The following is a 15388-nucleotide window of genomic DNA, read 5'->3' as shown; positions in this document are numbered from 1 at the left end:
CCGCGCGGCGTCTCCCGAGGAGTGACGTACTGTCGGGATCACCCAGAAGTCACCCACTCGTCCGAGGGGGCAGCGATGCGGGAGTCGCTCCGGCCCGGTGTGCCGCGGCGCCACCGCCGTCCTGGCCGGCCTGCTCACAACGGCGCTGGTGGCGGCCTGTTCCGGGGCCGGGACGGGGGACCCGGCGGCCGCCCGGAGCGATGCCGCGAGCCCCCGTCCGAGCGCCTCGGCCGCCCTCGCCTGGAACACCCGGCCGGCCTCACTGGCCGCCCTCGGGGATTCCATCACCCGGGGTTTCGACGCGTGCGGCGTGTTGACGGACTGTCCGGAACTGTCCTGGGCGACCGGCAGCGGGGACCCGGTGAGCAGCGTCGCCACCCGGCTGCTGCCCCGCCCCGCCGCCGAGAGCTGGAACCTGGCGGCCAGCGGCGCGCGGATGGCCGACCTGCCGGCCCAGGCGGAGCGGGCCGTGGCGCTGCGGCCCCAGCAGGTGGTGATCCTCATGGGCGCCAACGACGCGTGCGCGCCCAGCACCGCCCGGATGACCCCGGTGGACACGTACCGCCGGGAGTTCGCCACCGCCTTGCGCACCCTGCACCAGGGGCTGCCCCAAGCACAGGTCTTCGTCGCGAGCGTGCCCGACCTGCTGCGACTGTGGGACATCGGACGGCGCAACGCGCTCGGACGGCAGATCTGGAAGCTCGGTCTGTGCCCCTCGATGCTGGCGGACCCCGAGTCGACGGACGCGGCGGCGAACGCGCGGCGGCAGACGGTACGGGAGCGGGTGATCGCCTACAACGGCGCCCTGGCGCAGGAGTGCGCGCGCTACGAGCGCTGCCGCTCCGACGGCGGCGCGGTCTTCGACTACCGCTTCACCGAAGCCGAGTTGAGTCCCTGGGACTGGTTCCATCCCAGCGCCCGGGGGCAGGCGCGGCTCGCGGGCATCGTCTACGGCGCGGCCTTCGGCTCCGACGCGGTCGCCCGGTAGGCGTGCGGGCCCGGTCGTACACGGCGGCGCGGCGGACATCCGGCGCGCGCTCCGGACTCACTTCGGCAACAACGCCGACACCTGGGCGACTCAGCCATTGACACCGCCCGGAGCCCGTAACTACGGTCCCTTCAACATTTCGAACGGGTGACGAAATCTCGAACGACCGTCCTTAAGGGGCCATTTCCGTGCGCATCACCGGCATCAGCACCCACGTGGTCGGCACTCCCTGGCGCAATCTCACCTACGTGCTCGTCCACACCGACGAGGGCCTGACGGGCGTCGGTGAGACGCGCATGCTGGGGCACACCGACGCGCTGCTCGGCTATCTCCACGAGGCTGCCGCCAACCACGTCACCGGATCGGACCCCTTCGCGGTGGAGGACCTCGTCCGGCGGATGAAGTACGGCGACTACGGCCGGGCCGGCGAGATCGTCATGTCGGGCATCGCGGTCATCGAGATGGCCTGCTGGGACATCAAGGGCAAGGCCCTCGGCGTGCCGGTGTGGCAGCTGCTCGGCGGCAAGGTGAACGAGAAGGTCAAGGCGTACGCCAATGGCTGGTACACCACCGAACGCACCCCGGAGGCCTACCACAAGGCCGCCCGCGCGGTGGTGGAGCGCGGCTACCGGGCGCTGAAGATCGACCCCTTCGGCACCGGCCACTTCGAGCTCGACCACGCCGCCACCTCGTACGCCGTCTCCCTCATCGAGGCCGTCCGCGACGCGATCGGGCCCGAGGCCGAGCTGCTCGTCGAGATGCACGGGCGCTTCAGCCCGGCCACCGCGATCCGGATCGCGAACGATCTGGCCCCGTTCAAGCCGAGCTGGATCGAGGAGCCGGTGCCGCCGGAGAACCTCAAGGCCCTGGCGAAGGTCGCCGCGCACACCGACCTGCCGATCGCGACCGGCGAACGCATCCACGACCGCTACGAGTTCCGCGAGCTGTTCGAGCTCCAGGCTGCCGACATCATCCAGCCCGACCTCGGGCACATCGGCGGCATCAACGAGGTCCGCAAGCTCGCCGCCACCGCCGAGACGCACTACGTGCTGGTCGCCCCGCACAATGTCGGCGGCTCGGTGCTCACCGCGGCGAGTCTGCAACTGGCGGGCTGCACCCCCAACTTCAAGATCCTCGAGCACTTCAACGACTTCGCGGACTCCGAGATCAAGAAGGTCGTCAAGGGCGCCCCCGTGGTCGGGCCCGACGGGTACTTCACCCTGTCGGACGCACCGGGCCTCGGTGTCGAGCTCGACGTGGACGCCGCCGCCGAATTCCCCCAGCAGCAGGCCCGCTTCGACCTGTGGGCCGAGGGCTGGGAGCGCCGGCAGCCGGGTGGCACGAAGTGACCGCGGCCTCCCCCCGCGCCGTCGTCCTCGACGGACCCGGCCGGCACCGGATCGTGCCCGCGGAACCGGTCGCGCCCGGCCCGGGCGAGGCGCTGGTCCGCGTGTACGCGGCCGGCATCTGCGGCAGCGACCGCGAGGTGTACGCGGGCACCCGTCCCGAGGGATACGTCCGTTACCCCGTCACCCCGGGCCACGAATGGTCCGGCACGGTGGAGGCGGTCGGCCCCGGCGTGCCCGCGGACCTGGCCGGCCGCAAGGTCGTCGGCGAGGGCTTCCGCAACTGCCAGGTCTGCGACCGCTGCCACGCCGGGGAGACGACGCTGTGCGGCGCCCCGTACGAGGAGACCGGCTTCACGCGGCCGGGCGCCATGGCCGACACCCTCACCCTGCCCGCCCGGCTGCTGCACGTCCTGGACGACGACGCCGACCTGCGCTCCGCCGCGCTCCTGGAGCCGGCGGCGTGCGTGGCGGCCGCGCTGCTGAAGGCCCCGGCCGCGCCGGGCGAACGGGTGGCCGTGGTGGGCACCGGCACGCTCGGGATGCTGGCGGTGCAGTTCCTGGCCGCGGTGTCCCCCGCCGAACTGCTCGTGGTCGGCACCCAGCGCGACCGGGAGGAACTGGCCGCGTCCTTCGGCGCCACGATGTTCCGCACGGCGGCCGAACTGCCGGACGACGACGCCGCGGACTTCGACCTCGTCGTGGAGGCGGCCGGTTCCCCCTCCGCCGCCCGGACCGGCGCGGGGCTGCTGCGCCGCGGCGGCCGGCTGGCGCTGACCGGCATCCCGGAACCGGGCGCCGCGCAGGCGCTGGACCCGACCGACCTGGTGGTGCGCCAGCTGACCGTGCACACGGTGTTCGGGGCGCCGCCCGCCGCGTGGGCGCACACGGTGCGCGCGTTCGGCGCGGGGGTACTCACCCCGGCCCCCCTTGTCACGCACGAACTGCCCCTGGAGGACTACGCCGGGGCGCTCGGGCTGCTGGCGGGCCGGGACCCGAAGGTGGGGAAGGTGTTGCTGCGCCCATGACCCCGCCTCGCCCCGGACGACGATGCCCGCTCCGTACCGGCCCATACCCAAAGACCCGAACGTCGTCCGATATGCCGAACAACTCGGACATCCCACACCCCGCGCAGATCTGGAACGGCACCACCGGCACCGACGAAGGAGCACCGTGACCGACGCTTCCACCCCGAGTCCCGACGGGACCGGTACCGCCCCCGGCCCCCGTCACCCAGGGCAGTTCGCTCTCGCCCTGCTCGGTCACGGAGCCCCCGCGGACGACCCGGCCGACGCCTCCCCGCACTCCTTCCCCGACGGCGGCACCTGGCGCACCGAGATCCCCTCCGTGGAGGGTCCCGAGGTGCTGGCCACCGTGCTCGAGGAGGCCGAACGCCTCGACGTGCCCGTGCACCGCATCAGCCAGGGCAGCGGCATCTGGATGCTGACCGACGCGGAGATCACCGAGATGGTGACCGCCTGCGCCGAACGCGACGTCGAACTCTGCCTGTTCACCGGTCCTCGCGGCACCTGGGACATCGGCTCCGCCACCCGGACCGACTCCCGCGGCGGGGGCCTGCGCGCCCGCGGCCACGACCAGGTGGCCGGCTGTGTCGAGGACGCCCTGCGGGCGGCCGCGCTGGGCGTGCGCTGCCTGCTCGTCGCCGACGAGGGCGTGCTGTGGCTGCTGCACCGGCTGCGCGAGCAGGGCCTGCTGCCCGCCGACACCACCTTCAAGGTCTCCGCGCTGGTCGGCCCGGTCAACCCGGCCGCCTACGCGGTGTGGGAGCGGCTGGGCGCCGACTCCATCAACATCCCCTCCGACCTGACCCTCCAGCAGATCACCGAGATCCGCCGGACCAGCCGGGCCCCGATGGACTTCTACATCGAGGCCCCCGACGACCTCGGCGGTTTCGTCCGGCTCTACGACGCGGCCGAACTGATCCGCCGCGGCGCCCCGATCTACCTCAAGTTCGGCCTGAGCAAGGCCCCCGGCATCTACCCGTACGGACGGCAGTTGCGGGACGTCGCCCTGGCGACCGCCCGCGAACGGGTCCGCCGCGGACGCCTCGTGCTCGACCTGCTCTCCCGGCTCGGCGCGGACGGCGGGCTCTCCCCGCTGGGTGCGCGACTGCCGGGCCCGCTCCACCGCTTTCCCCAGGACATCACGACCGACCAGGGCCACGCGGCCGACCCCCGCCTGGCCCCCGAAAGGATCTGATCAGCCATGCGCATCGCCAGAGCCGCCCACCTGCGCACCACAGCCGCGCTGATAGCCACCCTCGCCCTCGGGGCCACCGCGACCGCCTGCGGGCAGAGCGACAACAGCAACGGCGGCGACAAGGACGGTGGAAAGGGCGGCACCGTCGGTATCGCCATGCCCACCAAGTCCTCCGAGCGCTGGATCGCCGACGGCGACAACATGGTCAAGCAGTTCCAGGCCAAGGGCTACAAGACCGATCTGCAGTACGGCGACGACAAGGTGGAGAACCAGGTCGCCCAGATCCAGAACATGATCACCAAGGGCGACAAGCTCCTGGTCATCGCCGCCATCGACGGCTCGGCCCTCAGCGACGTGCTGCAGCAGGCACACGACGCGGGCATCAAGGTCATCTCCTACGACCGCCTGATCCTCGGCTCGCAGAACGTCGACTACTACGCCACCTTCGACAACTTCAAGGTCGGCCAGCTCCAGGCGGGTTACATCGTCGACAAGCTCGGGCTGAAGGACGGCAGCAAGAAGGGCCCCTTCAACATCGAGCTGTTCGCCAGGCTCGCCCGACGACAACAACACCAAGTACTTCTTCAACGGCGCGATGGACGTGCTCCAGCCGTACATCGACAAGAAGCAGCTGGTGGTCAAGAGCGGCCAGACCGGGCTCACCCAGGTCACCACGCTGCGCTGGGACGGCGCCACCGCCCAGGCCCGCATGGACGACCTGCTGAGCAAGTCGTACACCTCCGCCAACGTGGACGCGGTCCTGTCCCCCTACGACGGCATCTCCCGCGGCGTCATCTCGGCGCTCAAGAGCGTCAGCTACGGCACCGGCAAGAAGCCGCTGCCGATCGTCACCGGCCAGGACGCCGAGGTCGCCTCGATCAAGTCGATCATCGCGGGCGAGCAGGCGCAGACCGTCTACAAGGACCTCCGCGAACTGGCCAAGGTCGCCGTCCAGATGGGTGACGCGGTCCTCACCGGCGGCAAGCCCGAGGTCAACGACACCAAGACCTACGACAACGGCACCAAGGTCGTCCCGACCTTCCTGCTGCCGCCGGTCAGCGTCGACAAGTCCAACTACAAGGAGATCGTCGTCGACTCCGGCTACATCAAGGAGTCCGAGCTCCAGTAGTCGCGGAGCCGGACCACGACGAACGATCGTCACCCCCCTCCATCCGAGGTAGAACGGAAAGCAGGAATGGCCGGACCCGTCCTCGAAATGCGCTCCATCACCAAGACCTTCCCAGGGGTCAAGGCGCTCTCCGATGTCACCCTGACAGTGGCCGAGGGCGAGGTCCACGCCATCTGCGGTGAGAACGGTGCGGGCAAGTCGACCCTGATGAAGGTGCTCAGCGGGGTCTATCCGCACGGCAGTTACGAAGGCGAGATCCTCTTCGGCGGGGAGCCCTGCGCCTTCCGCGACATCCGTGCCAGCGAGCAGCGCGGCATCGTGATCATCCACCAGGAGCTCGCCCTGGTGCCCTACCTGTCCATCGCCGAGAACATCTTCCTCGGCAACGAGCACTCCACCCGCGGTGTCATCAGCTGGAACGAGACACTGCGGCACGCGGGCCGGCTGCTGAAGCGGGTCGGGCTCGCCGACCCGCCCAGCACCCGCGTCGCCGACATCGGCGTGGGCAAGCAGCAGCTCGTCGAGATCGCCAAGGCGCTGTCCAAGGAGGTCAAGCTCCTCATCCTGGACGAGCCGACGGCCGCCCTGAACGACGAGGACAGCCGCAAACTCCTGGACCTGATCCTGGAGTTCAAGGAGCACGGCATCTCCTGCATCATCATCTCGCACAAGCTCAACGAGATCGCCAGGGTCGCCGACTCCATCACCATCCTGCGGGACGGCCGGACCATCGAGACGCTGGACATGAAGGCCACCGCCGAGGACGGCACCCCGGCCGTGACCGAGGAGCGGATCATCCGCGGCATGGTCGGGCGCGACCTGGACCACCGCTTCCCGGAGCGGGAGCCGGACATCGGCGAGGTGGCCTTCGCGGTCGAGGACTGGACCGTGCACCACCCGCTCGACCAGCAGCGCAAGGTCGTCGACGGGGTCTCGCTCAACGTCCGGAGCGGCGAGATCGTCGGCATCGCCGGGCTGATGGGCGCCGGCCGCACCGAACTGGCCATGAGCGTCTTCGGCCGCTCCTACGGCCGCGGCATCTCCGGCCGGGTCTATCTGCGCGGCCAGGAGATCCGCACCCGCACGGTCCCCGAGGCGGTCGCCCACGGCATCGCCTACGTCACCGAGGACCGCAAGCACTACGGGCTCAACCTGATCGAGGACATCAGCCGCAACATCTCGCTGAGCGCGCTGTCCAAGGTGGCCCGGCGCGGCATCGTCAACCAGCACGAGGAGGCCCGGATCGCCGAGTCCTTCCGCGCGACGATGAACATCAAGGCACCCACCGTCTTCGAGACCACGGGCAAGCTGAGCGGCGGCAACCAGCAGAAGGTCGTCCTCAGCAAATGGATCTTCGCGGGACCGGAGATCCTCATCCTCGACGAGCCCACGCGCGGCATCGACGTCGGGGCCAAGTACGAGATCTACACGGTCATCAACGACCTGGCGGCCCAGGGCAAGGCCGTCGTTTTCATCTCCTCCGAACTGCCGGAACTGCTCGGTATGTGCGACCGCATCTACACGATGTCGGCGGGCCGGCTGACCGGAGAGATCCCGCGCGAGAGCGCGACCCAGGAAGTGCTGATGCGCCACATGACCATGGACCGAGGGAACTGAGATGGGCAGCCCGGTGAAGACCGAACAGACTCCTCCGCCGCCCGCCGGAGGCACGGCCGCGGCCGCGGCAGGGAGCGGACCGGCGGGAACCGCCGGCTACCTCCTGCAGGCCGCGCGGCGCAACATGCGCCAGTACGGCATGATCATCGCGTTGGTGCTGATCGCCGCGCTGTTCCAGGTATGGTCCGGCGGCATCCTGCTCAAGCCGCAGAACGTCACCAACCTGATCGGCCAGAACAGCTACATCCTGATCCTGGCCATCGGCATGATGGTGGTGATCATCGCCGGTCACATCGACCTGTCCGTCGGGTCGCTGGCCGCCTTCGTCAGCGCCGCCGCGGCCGTGATGATCATCCATCACCATGTCTCCTGGCCGCTGGCCCTGGTGGCGTCGCTGCTCATCGGCGCCGTCGCCGGAGCCTGGCAGGGCTACTTCATCGCGTACGTCGGCATCCCGTCCTTCATCGTGACGCTGGCCGGCATGCTGCTCTTCCGCGGCGGCACGCAGATCCTGCTGGAGGGCCAGTCCGTCTCGCCCTTCCCCACCGGCTTCCAGAAGATCGGCAACGGCTTCCTGCCCGAGGTCGGGCCGCACACGAACTACCACAACCTCACCCTGCTGATCGGCCTCCTGGTCATCGCCATCGCCGTCATCCAGGAGATCCGCGACCGCCGCCAGCAGCTCTCCTACGACCTCGACGTGCTGCCGCGCAACTTCTTCTTCCTCAAGCTGCTCGCCATCGTCGCCTGTGCGTTCGCCTTCACCATGACGCTGGCCAGCTACCACGGCGTGCCGATCGTGCTGCTCATCCTGGCCGGACTGCTGATCGTCTTCGGCTTCGTGATGCGCAACGCGGTCATCGGCCGGCACGTCTACGCCCTCGGCGGCAACCAGGCCGCCGCCAAGCTCTCGGGCGTCAAGGACCGGCGCGTCGTCTTCCTGGTCTTCGTCAACATGGGCGTGCTGGCGGCCCTCGCCGGTCTCGTCTACGCCGCCCGCCTCAACGCGGGCGTCCCGCAGGCCGGGATCAACTTCGAGCTCGAGGCGATCGCCGCCGCCTTCATCGGCGGCGCCTCCGCCACCGGCGGCGTCGGCACCGTGCTGGGCGCCATCATCGGCGGCCTGGTGCTCGGCGTCCTCAACAACGGGATGTCGCTCGTCGGCATCGGCACGGACTACCAGCAGGTCATCAAGGGCCTGGTACTCCTGGCCGCGGTCGGCTTCGACGTCTGGAACAAGCGCAAGGTCGGTTCGTAAAGCAGGCACCTAACGAAGGAGCCGCAAGTGAACAGACGTACATTGATCGCGGGCGCGGCGCTTGGGGCGGTCGCTCCCGTGATCAGCGGGACCAGCGCCCAAGCGGCCGGCACGACCGGGTCGGCCGCCCCTGTCAAGAAGGGGCCCGCGGGTAGGACAAAGGTGACAAAGGAACACTTCGGGACCCTGGAGGACGGGACCAAGGTCGACATCTGGACCGTACACAACGGCGGGATCACCCTCCGCGTGCTGTCGTACGGCGGGATCGTGCAGACCCTGGAACTGCCCGACCGCCACGGGCGACGGGGCAATGTCTCCCTCGGCTTCGACAACATCGACGCCTATGTGGCGAGCAGCCCGTACTTCGGCGCTCTGATCGGGCGGTACGGCAACCGGATCGCCCGGGGCCGCTTCACGCTCGACGGCACGACGTACCAGCTGCCCGTCAACGACGGGCCCAACAGCCTTCACGGCGGCGACAAGGGGTTCGACAAGCGGGTCTGGGCGGTCGAGAGCTTCACCGCCGGCGGCGACGCGGGGCTCGTGCTGCGCTACACCAGCGCCGACGGCGAGATGGGCTACCCCGGGACGCTCAAGGTCAGGGTGGTCTACACGCTGACCCCGGACGGCGAGTGGCGCATCGACTACAGCGCCACCACCGACAAGGCGACGGTGGTCAACCTCACCAACCACACGTACTTCAACCTGCGCGGCGAGGGCAACGGCGGGGTCTACGACCACGAGGTCGCCATCGCGGCACGCCGCTTCACCCCGGTGGACTCCACGCTGATCCCCACCGGCGAACTGGCACCCGTCGCGGGCACCCCGTTCGACTTCCGCAGTGCGAAGGCGATCGGCCGCGACATCCGCACGGCCCACCAGCAGGTGCTGTACGGCCAGGGCTTCGACCACAACTTCGTGCTCGACAAGGGCCGCACGGCCCGACCCGAGCACGCGGTCACGGTCACCGAGCCGGTCTCCGGACGCACGCTGCGCATCGCCACCACCGAGCCGGGCGTGCAGTTCTACACCGGCAACTTCCTGACCGGGGCCTTCGCGGGTTCCTCCGGGCACGTCTACCGGCAGGGTGACGGCTTCTGCCTGGAGACCCAGCACTTCCCCGACTCGCCCAACCACCCGTCCTTCCCCTCGACGGTCCTGCGTCCTGGGCAGACGTACCGCAGCACCACCGTGCACTCCTTCGGCGTCCGCTGATCCGGACGTCCGCGACGGCGGCCGGGGCCTGTGCCCCGGCCGCCGTCGTTCCATGTCCGGGGCCGGTCCGGGCCGCTCCGGGCCGTCTTGCTCAGGACGCGTCCTGCCAATAGCGCGCCGGTCTGGGCGAGCCCGGGGTGGCGGAGGCGAAGGCGGGCGGCACCCCGGTGGTCAGGGCGGGGTAGAGGTCGGGGACCGGGGGCTGCGGCAGTTGCGGCTGCGAGGGTTGCGGGGGCATCTGCATCTGCGTCTGGGCGGTCATCGGCTGCGGCTCGTACACGGGCTGCGGGCCCATCGGCTGCGGCTCGTAGACCGGCTGCGGGGCCATCCGCTGCTGCTCGTACACCGGCGGCGCCGGCGGAAAGGGGGCCTGCTGCTCGTACACCGGCTGCGGGGGCTGGCCCTGCGGGAGCTGCAGCTGCGGGACGGGCACCGGCTGCGGCGCGGGCTGGATCTGCGGGAGCTGCTGGACCTGCGGGGCCGGTTCCGGCGCGGGGGCGGGCGCGGCCTCGGGCGCGGCGGCGTACCAGGTGCTGCCGTACAGGACCGTGCTCAGCCCGGTCAGGAGCCGCTGGACGTCCTCTTGCGGCCGCACGACCAGGCGCATGAAGCGGCTGCTGCTGCCGAGCTTGTTGCCGCACTCGCGGACCAGGACGCCGTGCTCGGCGAGCAGCCGGTCGCGGAGGACGGCGCCGTCCACGCCGTCGGGCAGCTTGACGAAGACGAAGTTGCCCTGCGACGGGTAGACCGTCAGGCCGGGCAGCGCCGCCAGTTGCCAGATCATCTCCTGACGGTCGCGGGAGACCATATGCAGGCTCTGCGCGTACTCCTCCCGATGGTCCTTGAGCATGAAGACGACGGCCTCGGCGAAGGAGTTGAGGTTCCACTTGGGCAGCATCCGCCGCACCTTCCCGGCGAGGGCCGGGTTGGCGACCATGTAGCCGAAGCGGATGCCGTGCAGTCCGAAGTTCTTGCCGAGGCTGCGCAGGACGATCACATTGGGCCGCAGGACGGCCTCGGCCGCCACGCTCGGCCATGCCTCGGCGTCGGCGAAGTCCAGGAAGGACTCGTCGATGACGACCAGGTCGAGGTCGGAGAGGGCGTCCATGAGGCCGACCACCGCGTGCTTGGGGAGGAAGCCGCCGTCGGGGTTGTTCGGGTTGCAGATGACGGCGGTGCGCGAGCCGCGGGCCCGGACGAACGAGACGAAGGCCGCCGGGTCGAGGGCGAACCCGGCGGCCTCGGGCAGGAGGAACATGTCGACGCGCTTGCCGGTCTCCATCGGCTGATCGGTCCAGCGGCCGAAGGTCGGTATGGGGATGGCGAGGCTGTCGCGGACCAGGAGGTGGTCGATCCAGGTGATCAGCTCGGTCGAGCCGTTGCCCATGGCGACGGTCTGCGGGTTGAGGCCGAGCAGCGAGCACAGCTCGCCTGCGATGACGTCGGTGCTGCTCGGGTAGTAGGTGAGGATGTCCTGCATCGAGCGCTGGAGCTTCTCGTACATCGCCGGGCTCGGGAAGTACGGATTGCACGGGACGCAGAAGTCGACGATGTCGGCCGCCCCCTCGGGGGAGGACGCGCCACCGGCGCGGCGCAGAGCGAAGTACGAGGGACTGTGCGCGGTGTTGGCGCGGAACAATTCGGTGGCATCACCGGTGACGCCGACGGCGACGGTCACGGCAGGACCTCCCTCGATCACAGAGGCCGCGCCGCGGCGGCCTGCTTCCCCTTGCCCGCACAGCCCTGTCGCCCGTCCCTCACCGATGGGCATGGGGACACGGAGGGGACAGGAGGTGCACGGGTTGGCTGTCTTGCGTTCTTCCGCAGTCCCTTACGGCTCCGTCCCGGCTTCCGTTCAGCTCCCCGCGGACCCCAGGGGCCGCGGCCGGTGCGCGGGGGTGCCGGCGGGGCGCCCCGTCTCCACCCCCAGGGGCCGCGGCCGGTGCGCGGGGGTGCCGGCGGGGCGCCCCGTCTCCACCGCGCGCCCCCGGCTCGCTGCCGGTCACGGCCCCGGCAGCACCAGGCAGCGGCTTCCGCCCGTGACGGGACGCCGACGGGTGTGACGCACCCGGTCCGTCTCAGCCGCCGGCGGCCGCGGTGAGGATCGCGCGGAGCTGGGCGGTGATGGCCAGGCGGCTGGCCACGAACTCGGGGTCGGTGACGGTGCCGGTGCCGGGGTCGGTGTTGCCGGGTCCGAACTGCAGTAGAGGGGTGTGGACATGACCGCCGGGCGCGGGGAGCGCGAGTACGTCGCGGAGCAAGGTGGCGCGGTAGGCGATCTCGTTGGAGAGATAGTCGCCGCCGCCACCGGCGCGCGCTGCGGAGCCGGGTGTCGGGCCCGAGTCGCTGACGACGGGCGCGGTGGCCCCGGCCGGGATCTCCGTGACCGCGGTGCGGTCGTGCACCGGGAAGGGCCCGGTCCCGGCCGCGATGACCGCCTCGTACGGCAGTCCCGTGGTGGTCCACTGCGGCCGCCCGTGGCCGTACGGGACGGGAACGGGACCGGTGACCTGGACGTCGGCGTTGTCCGGGTGACCGCCGCGCCAGGCGCCGTTGAAGCGTTCGAGGTCGAAGCGGCCCAGCCGGCCCTGGCTGACGGTGGCGAACAGGTCGACGCGGTACGGGCCCGGACGGAACCATGGGCGCAGGGCGCGTTCGACGGCGCCCCGCGTGAAGTCGTCCCAGCGGACCGGGAAGACGACGGCCTCCACGCGGGCCGGCCCTTCTGCGGTGTGGATCGTGACGCCGTCCAGGGCGAGCGCGGCGGCACCCGAGGGATTGCTGCGGCGGATGTCGTCGTCGAGCCGGAAGGGGTCGAAGCCGGTCAGCAGGATGCGCCTGACACCCCTGACCGCGGGCCGCCGGACGGTGTCCTGGCCCCGAGAGGTCCGTTCCAGCAGGTCCACCAGGGCGGCGCGCCCGGCGTCCCCGAGCGGGAAGGACGGCTGCCACGCGCGCAGGGCCAGGGTGAGGGCGAGCCGGGCCCAGTACAGCGGCCGGTCGTCGTCGCGGCTGAGGTCGCCGCCGGCCGGGCCGCGCCCCTGTGCCCTGCCGACCGCGTCCTGCCACAGCGCGCGGCCGTGGCGGCGCACGACGCGGTACGCCGCGCCCTTGGAGTGCGCCGCCGCCAGTGCGCGGGCGAAGCGGGGGGCCGCGGTGTCGAAGCCGCTGCGGCGCAGGATCTCCTGGGGCGCTGCCCGGTCCAGCCGGGCCTCCTCCACGGTCGGCGCCGGGACGGCGGTGGCGACCTCGGGGGTGGTCGTGGAGGGGACGCCGGCGGGCGGCGCGGGGGCCGGCACGCCGGTCCGGTTGGGGAGCCGCACTTCGGGGAACCTCCGAGCCCATCAGGTGCACGTCGAATGGACGCGGCCTCCCAGCATCCCTGACCCGCACGGCGGAACGCCAGCGGGCCCCCTCCCCGGCGTCCGGCGTCCGGCGGGTCAGCGCAGCAGGGAGGCGATGGTGAGCCGGGTGAAGGTGATGGTGTCGTACGTGGTGGCACGCCCGGTCTCGTACAGCAGGCCGACGTGCTTGCTGTCGATCTGCACCAGGTCCGAGTAGGCCGCCTTGCCGTCGGACACCCGGTACCCGCGCGACCAGGTCACGCCGTCGTCGAGGCTCGCCCGCACCGTCATCCCCAGCCGGTCCCGGGGCTCGCCCGGGGCGGCCAGCAGCAACGGGCCCGAGCCGCGGCCGTTGTACGTCTGCAGCAGGCTGCCCTCGACGGACGGCGCGATGATCCCGGGAACGGTCCTGAAGGGTGCCTGGAGTGTCTCGCCGCCGTCGGCGCTCCAGGCGTGGGCCCGGCTGCCGCGGTCGGTGCCCTTCTGGTCGCGTGCGTTGAAGTAGACGCGCCCGTCGGGGAGCTGGGCCACGGCGGTCTCGTTGACATTGACCCGGCCGTCGCCGGCCGCGTCGACGTAGCCGATCCGCCAGGTCCTGCCGCCGTCGTCGCTCAGCAGGCTGTGGCCCGCGTACCAGCGCGGCTCCGAGCCGTTGTCCCCGCTGTCCTGCCACGGGGTGACGGAGTGGTCGGCGCCGACGACCAGCCGGCCCTTGTGCGGACCGGAGGTCAGCGCGATGCCGTGACCGGGGCCGGTGGCGTACCAGCGCCAGCCGGGGCGCTTGACCTGCGCGGTGATCTCCCGCGGCCGTGACCAGGTGGCCCCGGCGTCGTCGCTGGACCGCACGAAGACGCGCCGCCCGTCGGCGGGGACGATGTCGCCGGACATGATGTCGGCCTCGGTGGCCGCGGCGCCGTTACGGGTGGTCAGCAGCACCAGCCGCCCGGACGGGTCCACCACCGGTGCCGGGTTGCCCAGGGTGTTCGGCCCGGCGTCCGCGACCCTCCGCAGCGCCGTCCAGGTGCAACCGCCGTTCGTCGATCGGCGCTCGACGACGTCGACGTCACCGTGGTCCGCGCCGGACTCCCGCCGGCCCTCGGCGAAGGCGACGAGCACGGGGCCCGCCGCGCCGGACCCGGGCACCTGGACCACCGCGGGGATGCGGAAGGTGCTGTAGCCCTTCTGGCCCGAGACGAAGACCCGGGTCGGCGCGCACCCGGCGCCGGACGCCGCCAGTTCCGTCATGCCCGCGTGCTGACACGCCGCGGCCAGGGCCGCGCACACGGCCGTCACCAGACGCCCAGCCCACCGCACCACGCGCCACTCCCCGCACCGACCGGCACAAACAATCCGGACAGTAACAAAAGGGCTGCGCCTGTCCCCGTCCCGGCGGCCGCCCGGCGCGGCGTGCCGCGGAGACCGCTCACGGGGCCTGACGTGCTACGCGGCCTTCCGCACGAGGAAGAAGATGCTCGGCCCGAACGTCACCCGCGCGAGCGGCCGCTGCAGCGCCTCCTCGGCGCGGGCCAGCGTGCCCCGCGACACCACGCGCTTCAGTCGCGTGCTGCGCAGGTTCGACACCGACAGCCGCTGCTGCACCCGCAGCCCGGCGGCCTCCAACTGGGCCGCCACGGTGCGCGGGTGGTGGTTGACGAAGGGGATGCTGTCGCGCTCGCGGTTGGCGGCGGAACGGATGTCCACCGGCTCCAGCGGGACGCGCCGCCGCCGTGCCGCGTACCGCAGCCGGTTGGCGGCGTGCGCAAGGTTGGCGCTCTCGACGACCGCGGTGCCCCCGGGCCGCAGGACGCGCGCGATCTCGGCCAGCGCGGGCGCCGGGTCGGGCAGGTGGTGCATGACCCGGACCATGGTGACCAGGTCGACGCTGCCGGAGCGCAGGCCGAGACCGGACGCGGTCGTCAGCCGCGTGGTGACGCCCGCCAGGCCCGCCAGGAACTCCTCCGCGTCGTCCAGCTGACGGCGGCTGGAGTCCATCAGCGTGACCCGGTCGGCGAACTCCCGCAGCACGGGCACGAGGCGCCCGTAGCCGCCGCCGACGTCCGCGGCGTGTCCGAAGTGGCGGCCGGCCAGCAGCCGGCGCAGCGCGGCGACCTCGGCGTCGTGCTCGTAGCCGCGGCCGTCCCAATAGGTGCGGTAGCTCCGCTGGTTGTCGTCGTACTGGTCGGCTCGCTGTGTCATCGCGTCCCCCTCGCGTCCTGCCGTCACCCGACACTGTTCAGGTCACGTGCGGGACGGGGAACGGTTCCCTCCGCG

11 protein-coding genes and 1 pseudogene are annotated in these 15388 nt (G+C 71.6%); 8 read left to right on the top strand and 4 right to left on the bottom strand.

Features of this window, described 5'->3' with window-relative positions; translation table 11 throughout:
• The first annotated feature begins 97 nt into the window (after positions 1-97).
• The 8 genes and pseudogenes from RV983_RS24870 (at position 98) to RV983_RS24835 (ending at position 9773) form a co-directional block, all read left to right on the top strand.
• Positions 98-988, top strand: a complete 891-nt coding sequence (locus tag RV983_RS24870; RefSeq protein WP_475987944.1) for a GDSL-type esterase/lipase family protein — start codon at positions 98-100, stop codon at positions 986-988.
• 188 nt (positions 989-1176) lie between these two features.
• Positions 1177-2337, top strand: coding sequence for a mandelate racemase/muconate lactonizing enzyme family protein (locus RV983_RS24865; RefSeq protein ID WP_475987943.1), 1161 nt, complete (start codon positions 1177-1179; stop codon positions 2335-2337).
• Positions 2334-3362, top strand: a complete 1029-nt coding sequence (locus tag RV983_RS24860; RefSeq protein ID WP_475987942.1) for a zinc-dependent alcohol dehydrogenase — start codon at positions 2334-2336, stop codon at positions 3360-3362. Before RV983_RS24865 ends, RV983_RS24860 begins: the two co-directional genes overlap by 4 nt.
• A 145-nt stretch (positions 3363-3507) precedes the next feature.
• Positions 3508-4554 carry a hypothetical protein gene (locus RV983_RS24855; RefSeq protein WP_475987941.1) on the top strand — a complete coding sequence of 349 codons (1047 nt, stop codon included), beginning with the start codon at positions 3508-3510 and terminating at the stop codon, positions 4552-4554.
• Positions 4555-4560: 6 nt separating this feature from the next.
• Positions 4561-5683 (top strand): annotated as a pseudogene (chvE, locus tag RV983_RS24850) (multiple monosaccharide ABC transporter substrate-binding protein).
• 66 nt (positions 5684-5749) lie between these two features.
• Positions 5750-7300, top strand: coding sequence for a multiple monosaccharide ABC transporter ATP-binding protein (gene mmsA / locus RV983_RS24845; RefSeq protein WP_475987940.1), 1551 nt, complete (start codon positions 5750-5752; stop codon positions 7298-7300).
• A 1-nt stretch (position 7301) separates the two neighbouring features.
• Positions 7302-8558 (top strand): multiple monosaccharide ABC transporter permease, encoded by a 1257-nt coding sequence (mmsB, locus tag RV983_RS24840; protein ID WP_475987939.1) that lies wholly within the window; start codon positions 7302-7304, stop codon positions 8556-8558.
• Between the two features lie 42 nt (positions 8559-8600).
• Positions 8601-9773: an aldose epimerase family protein gene (locus RV983_RS24835; RefSeq protein ID WP_475990445.1), complete on the top strand. Its 1173-nt coding sequence runs from the start codon at positions 8601-8603 to the stop codon at positions 9771-9773.
• Positions 9774-9864: 91 nt separating this feature from the next.
• Here RV983_RS24835 and RV983_RS24830 read toward each other — a convergent pair whose 3' ends face one another.
• From RV983_RS24830 to RV983_RS24815, 4 genes are all read right to left on the bottom strand, one after another.
• A complete protein-coding gene (locus tag RV983_RS24830) occupies positions 9865-11451 on the bottom strand; it encodes a pyridoxal phosphate-dependent aminotransferase (protein ID WP_475987938.1) in 1587 nt (528 codons plus the stop codon).
• A gap of 400 nt (positions 11452-11851) precedes the next feature.
• Positions 11852-13096, bottom strand: a complete 1245-nt coding sequence (locus RV983_RS24825) for a pyroglutamyl peptidase (RefSeq protein ID WP_475987937.1) — start codon at positions 13094-13096, stop codon at positions 11852-11854.
• Between the two features lie 117 nt (positions 13097-13213).
• On the bottom strand, positions 13214-14434 hold the full coding sequence (locus RV983_RS24820; protein WP_475987936.1) for a sialidase family protein: 1221 nt from the start codon (positions 14432-14434) through the stop codon (positions 13214-13216).
• 123 nt (positions 14435-14557) lie between these two features.
• Entirely contained in the window at positions 14558-15313 is a 756-nt protein-coding gene (locus tag RV983_RS24815) for a class I SAM-dependent methyltransferase (RefSeq protein ID WP_475987935.1), read from the bottom strand.
• Positions 15314-15388: the final 75 nt, after the last annotated feature.

Source organism: Streptomyces sp. RLA123, from assembly GCF_056270165.1.
The sequence above is the reverse complement of the archived record's forward strand: the minus strand, read 5'-3'. Positions and strand labels throughout refer to the sequence as shown.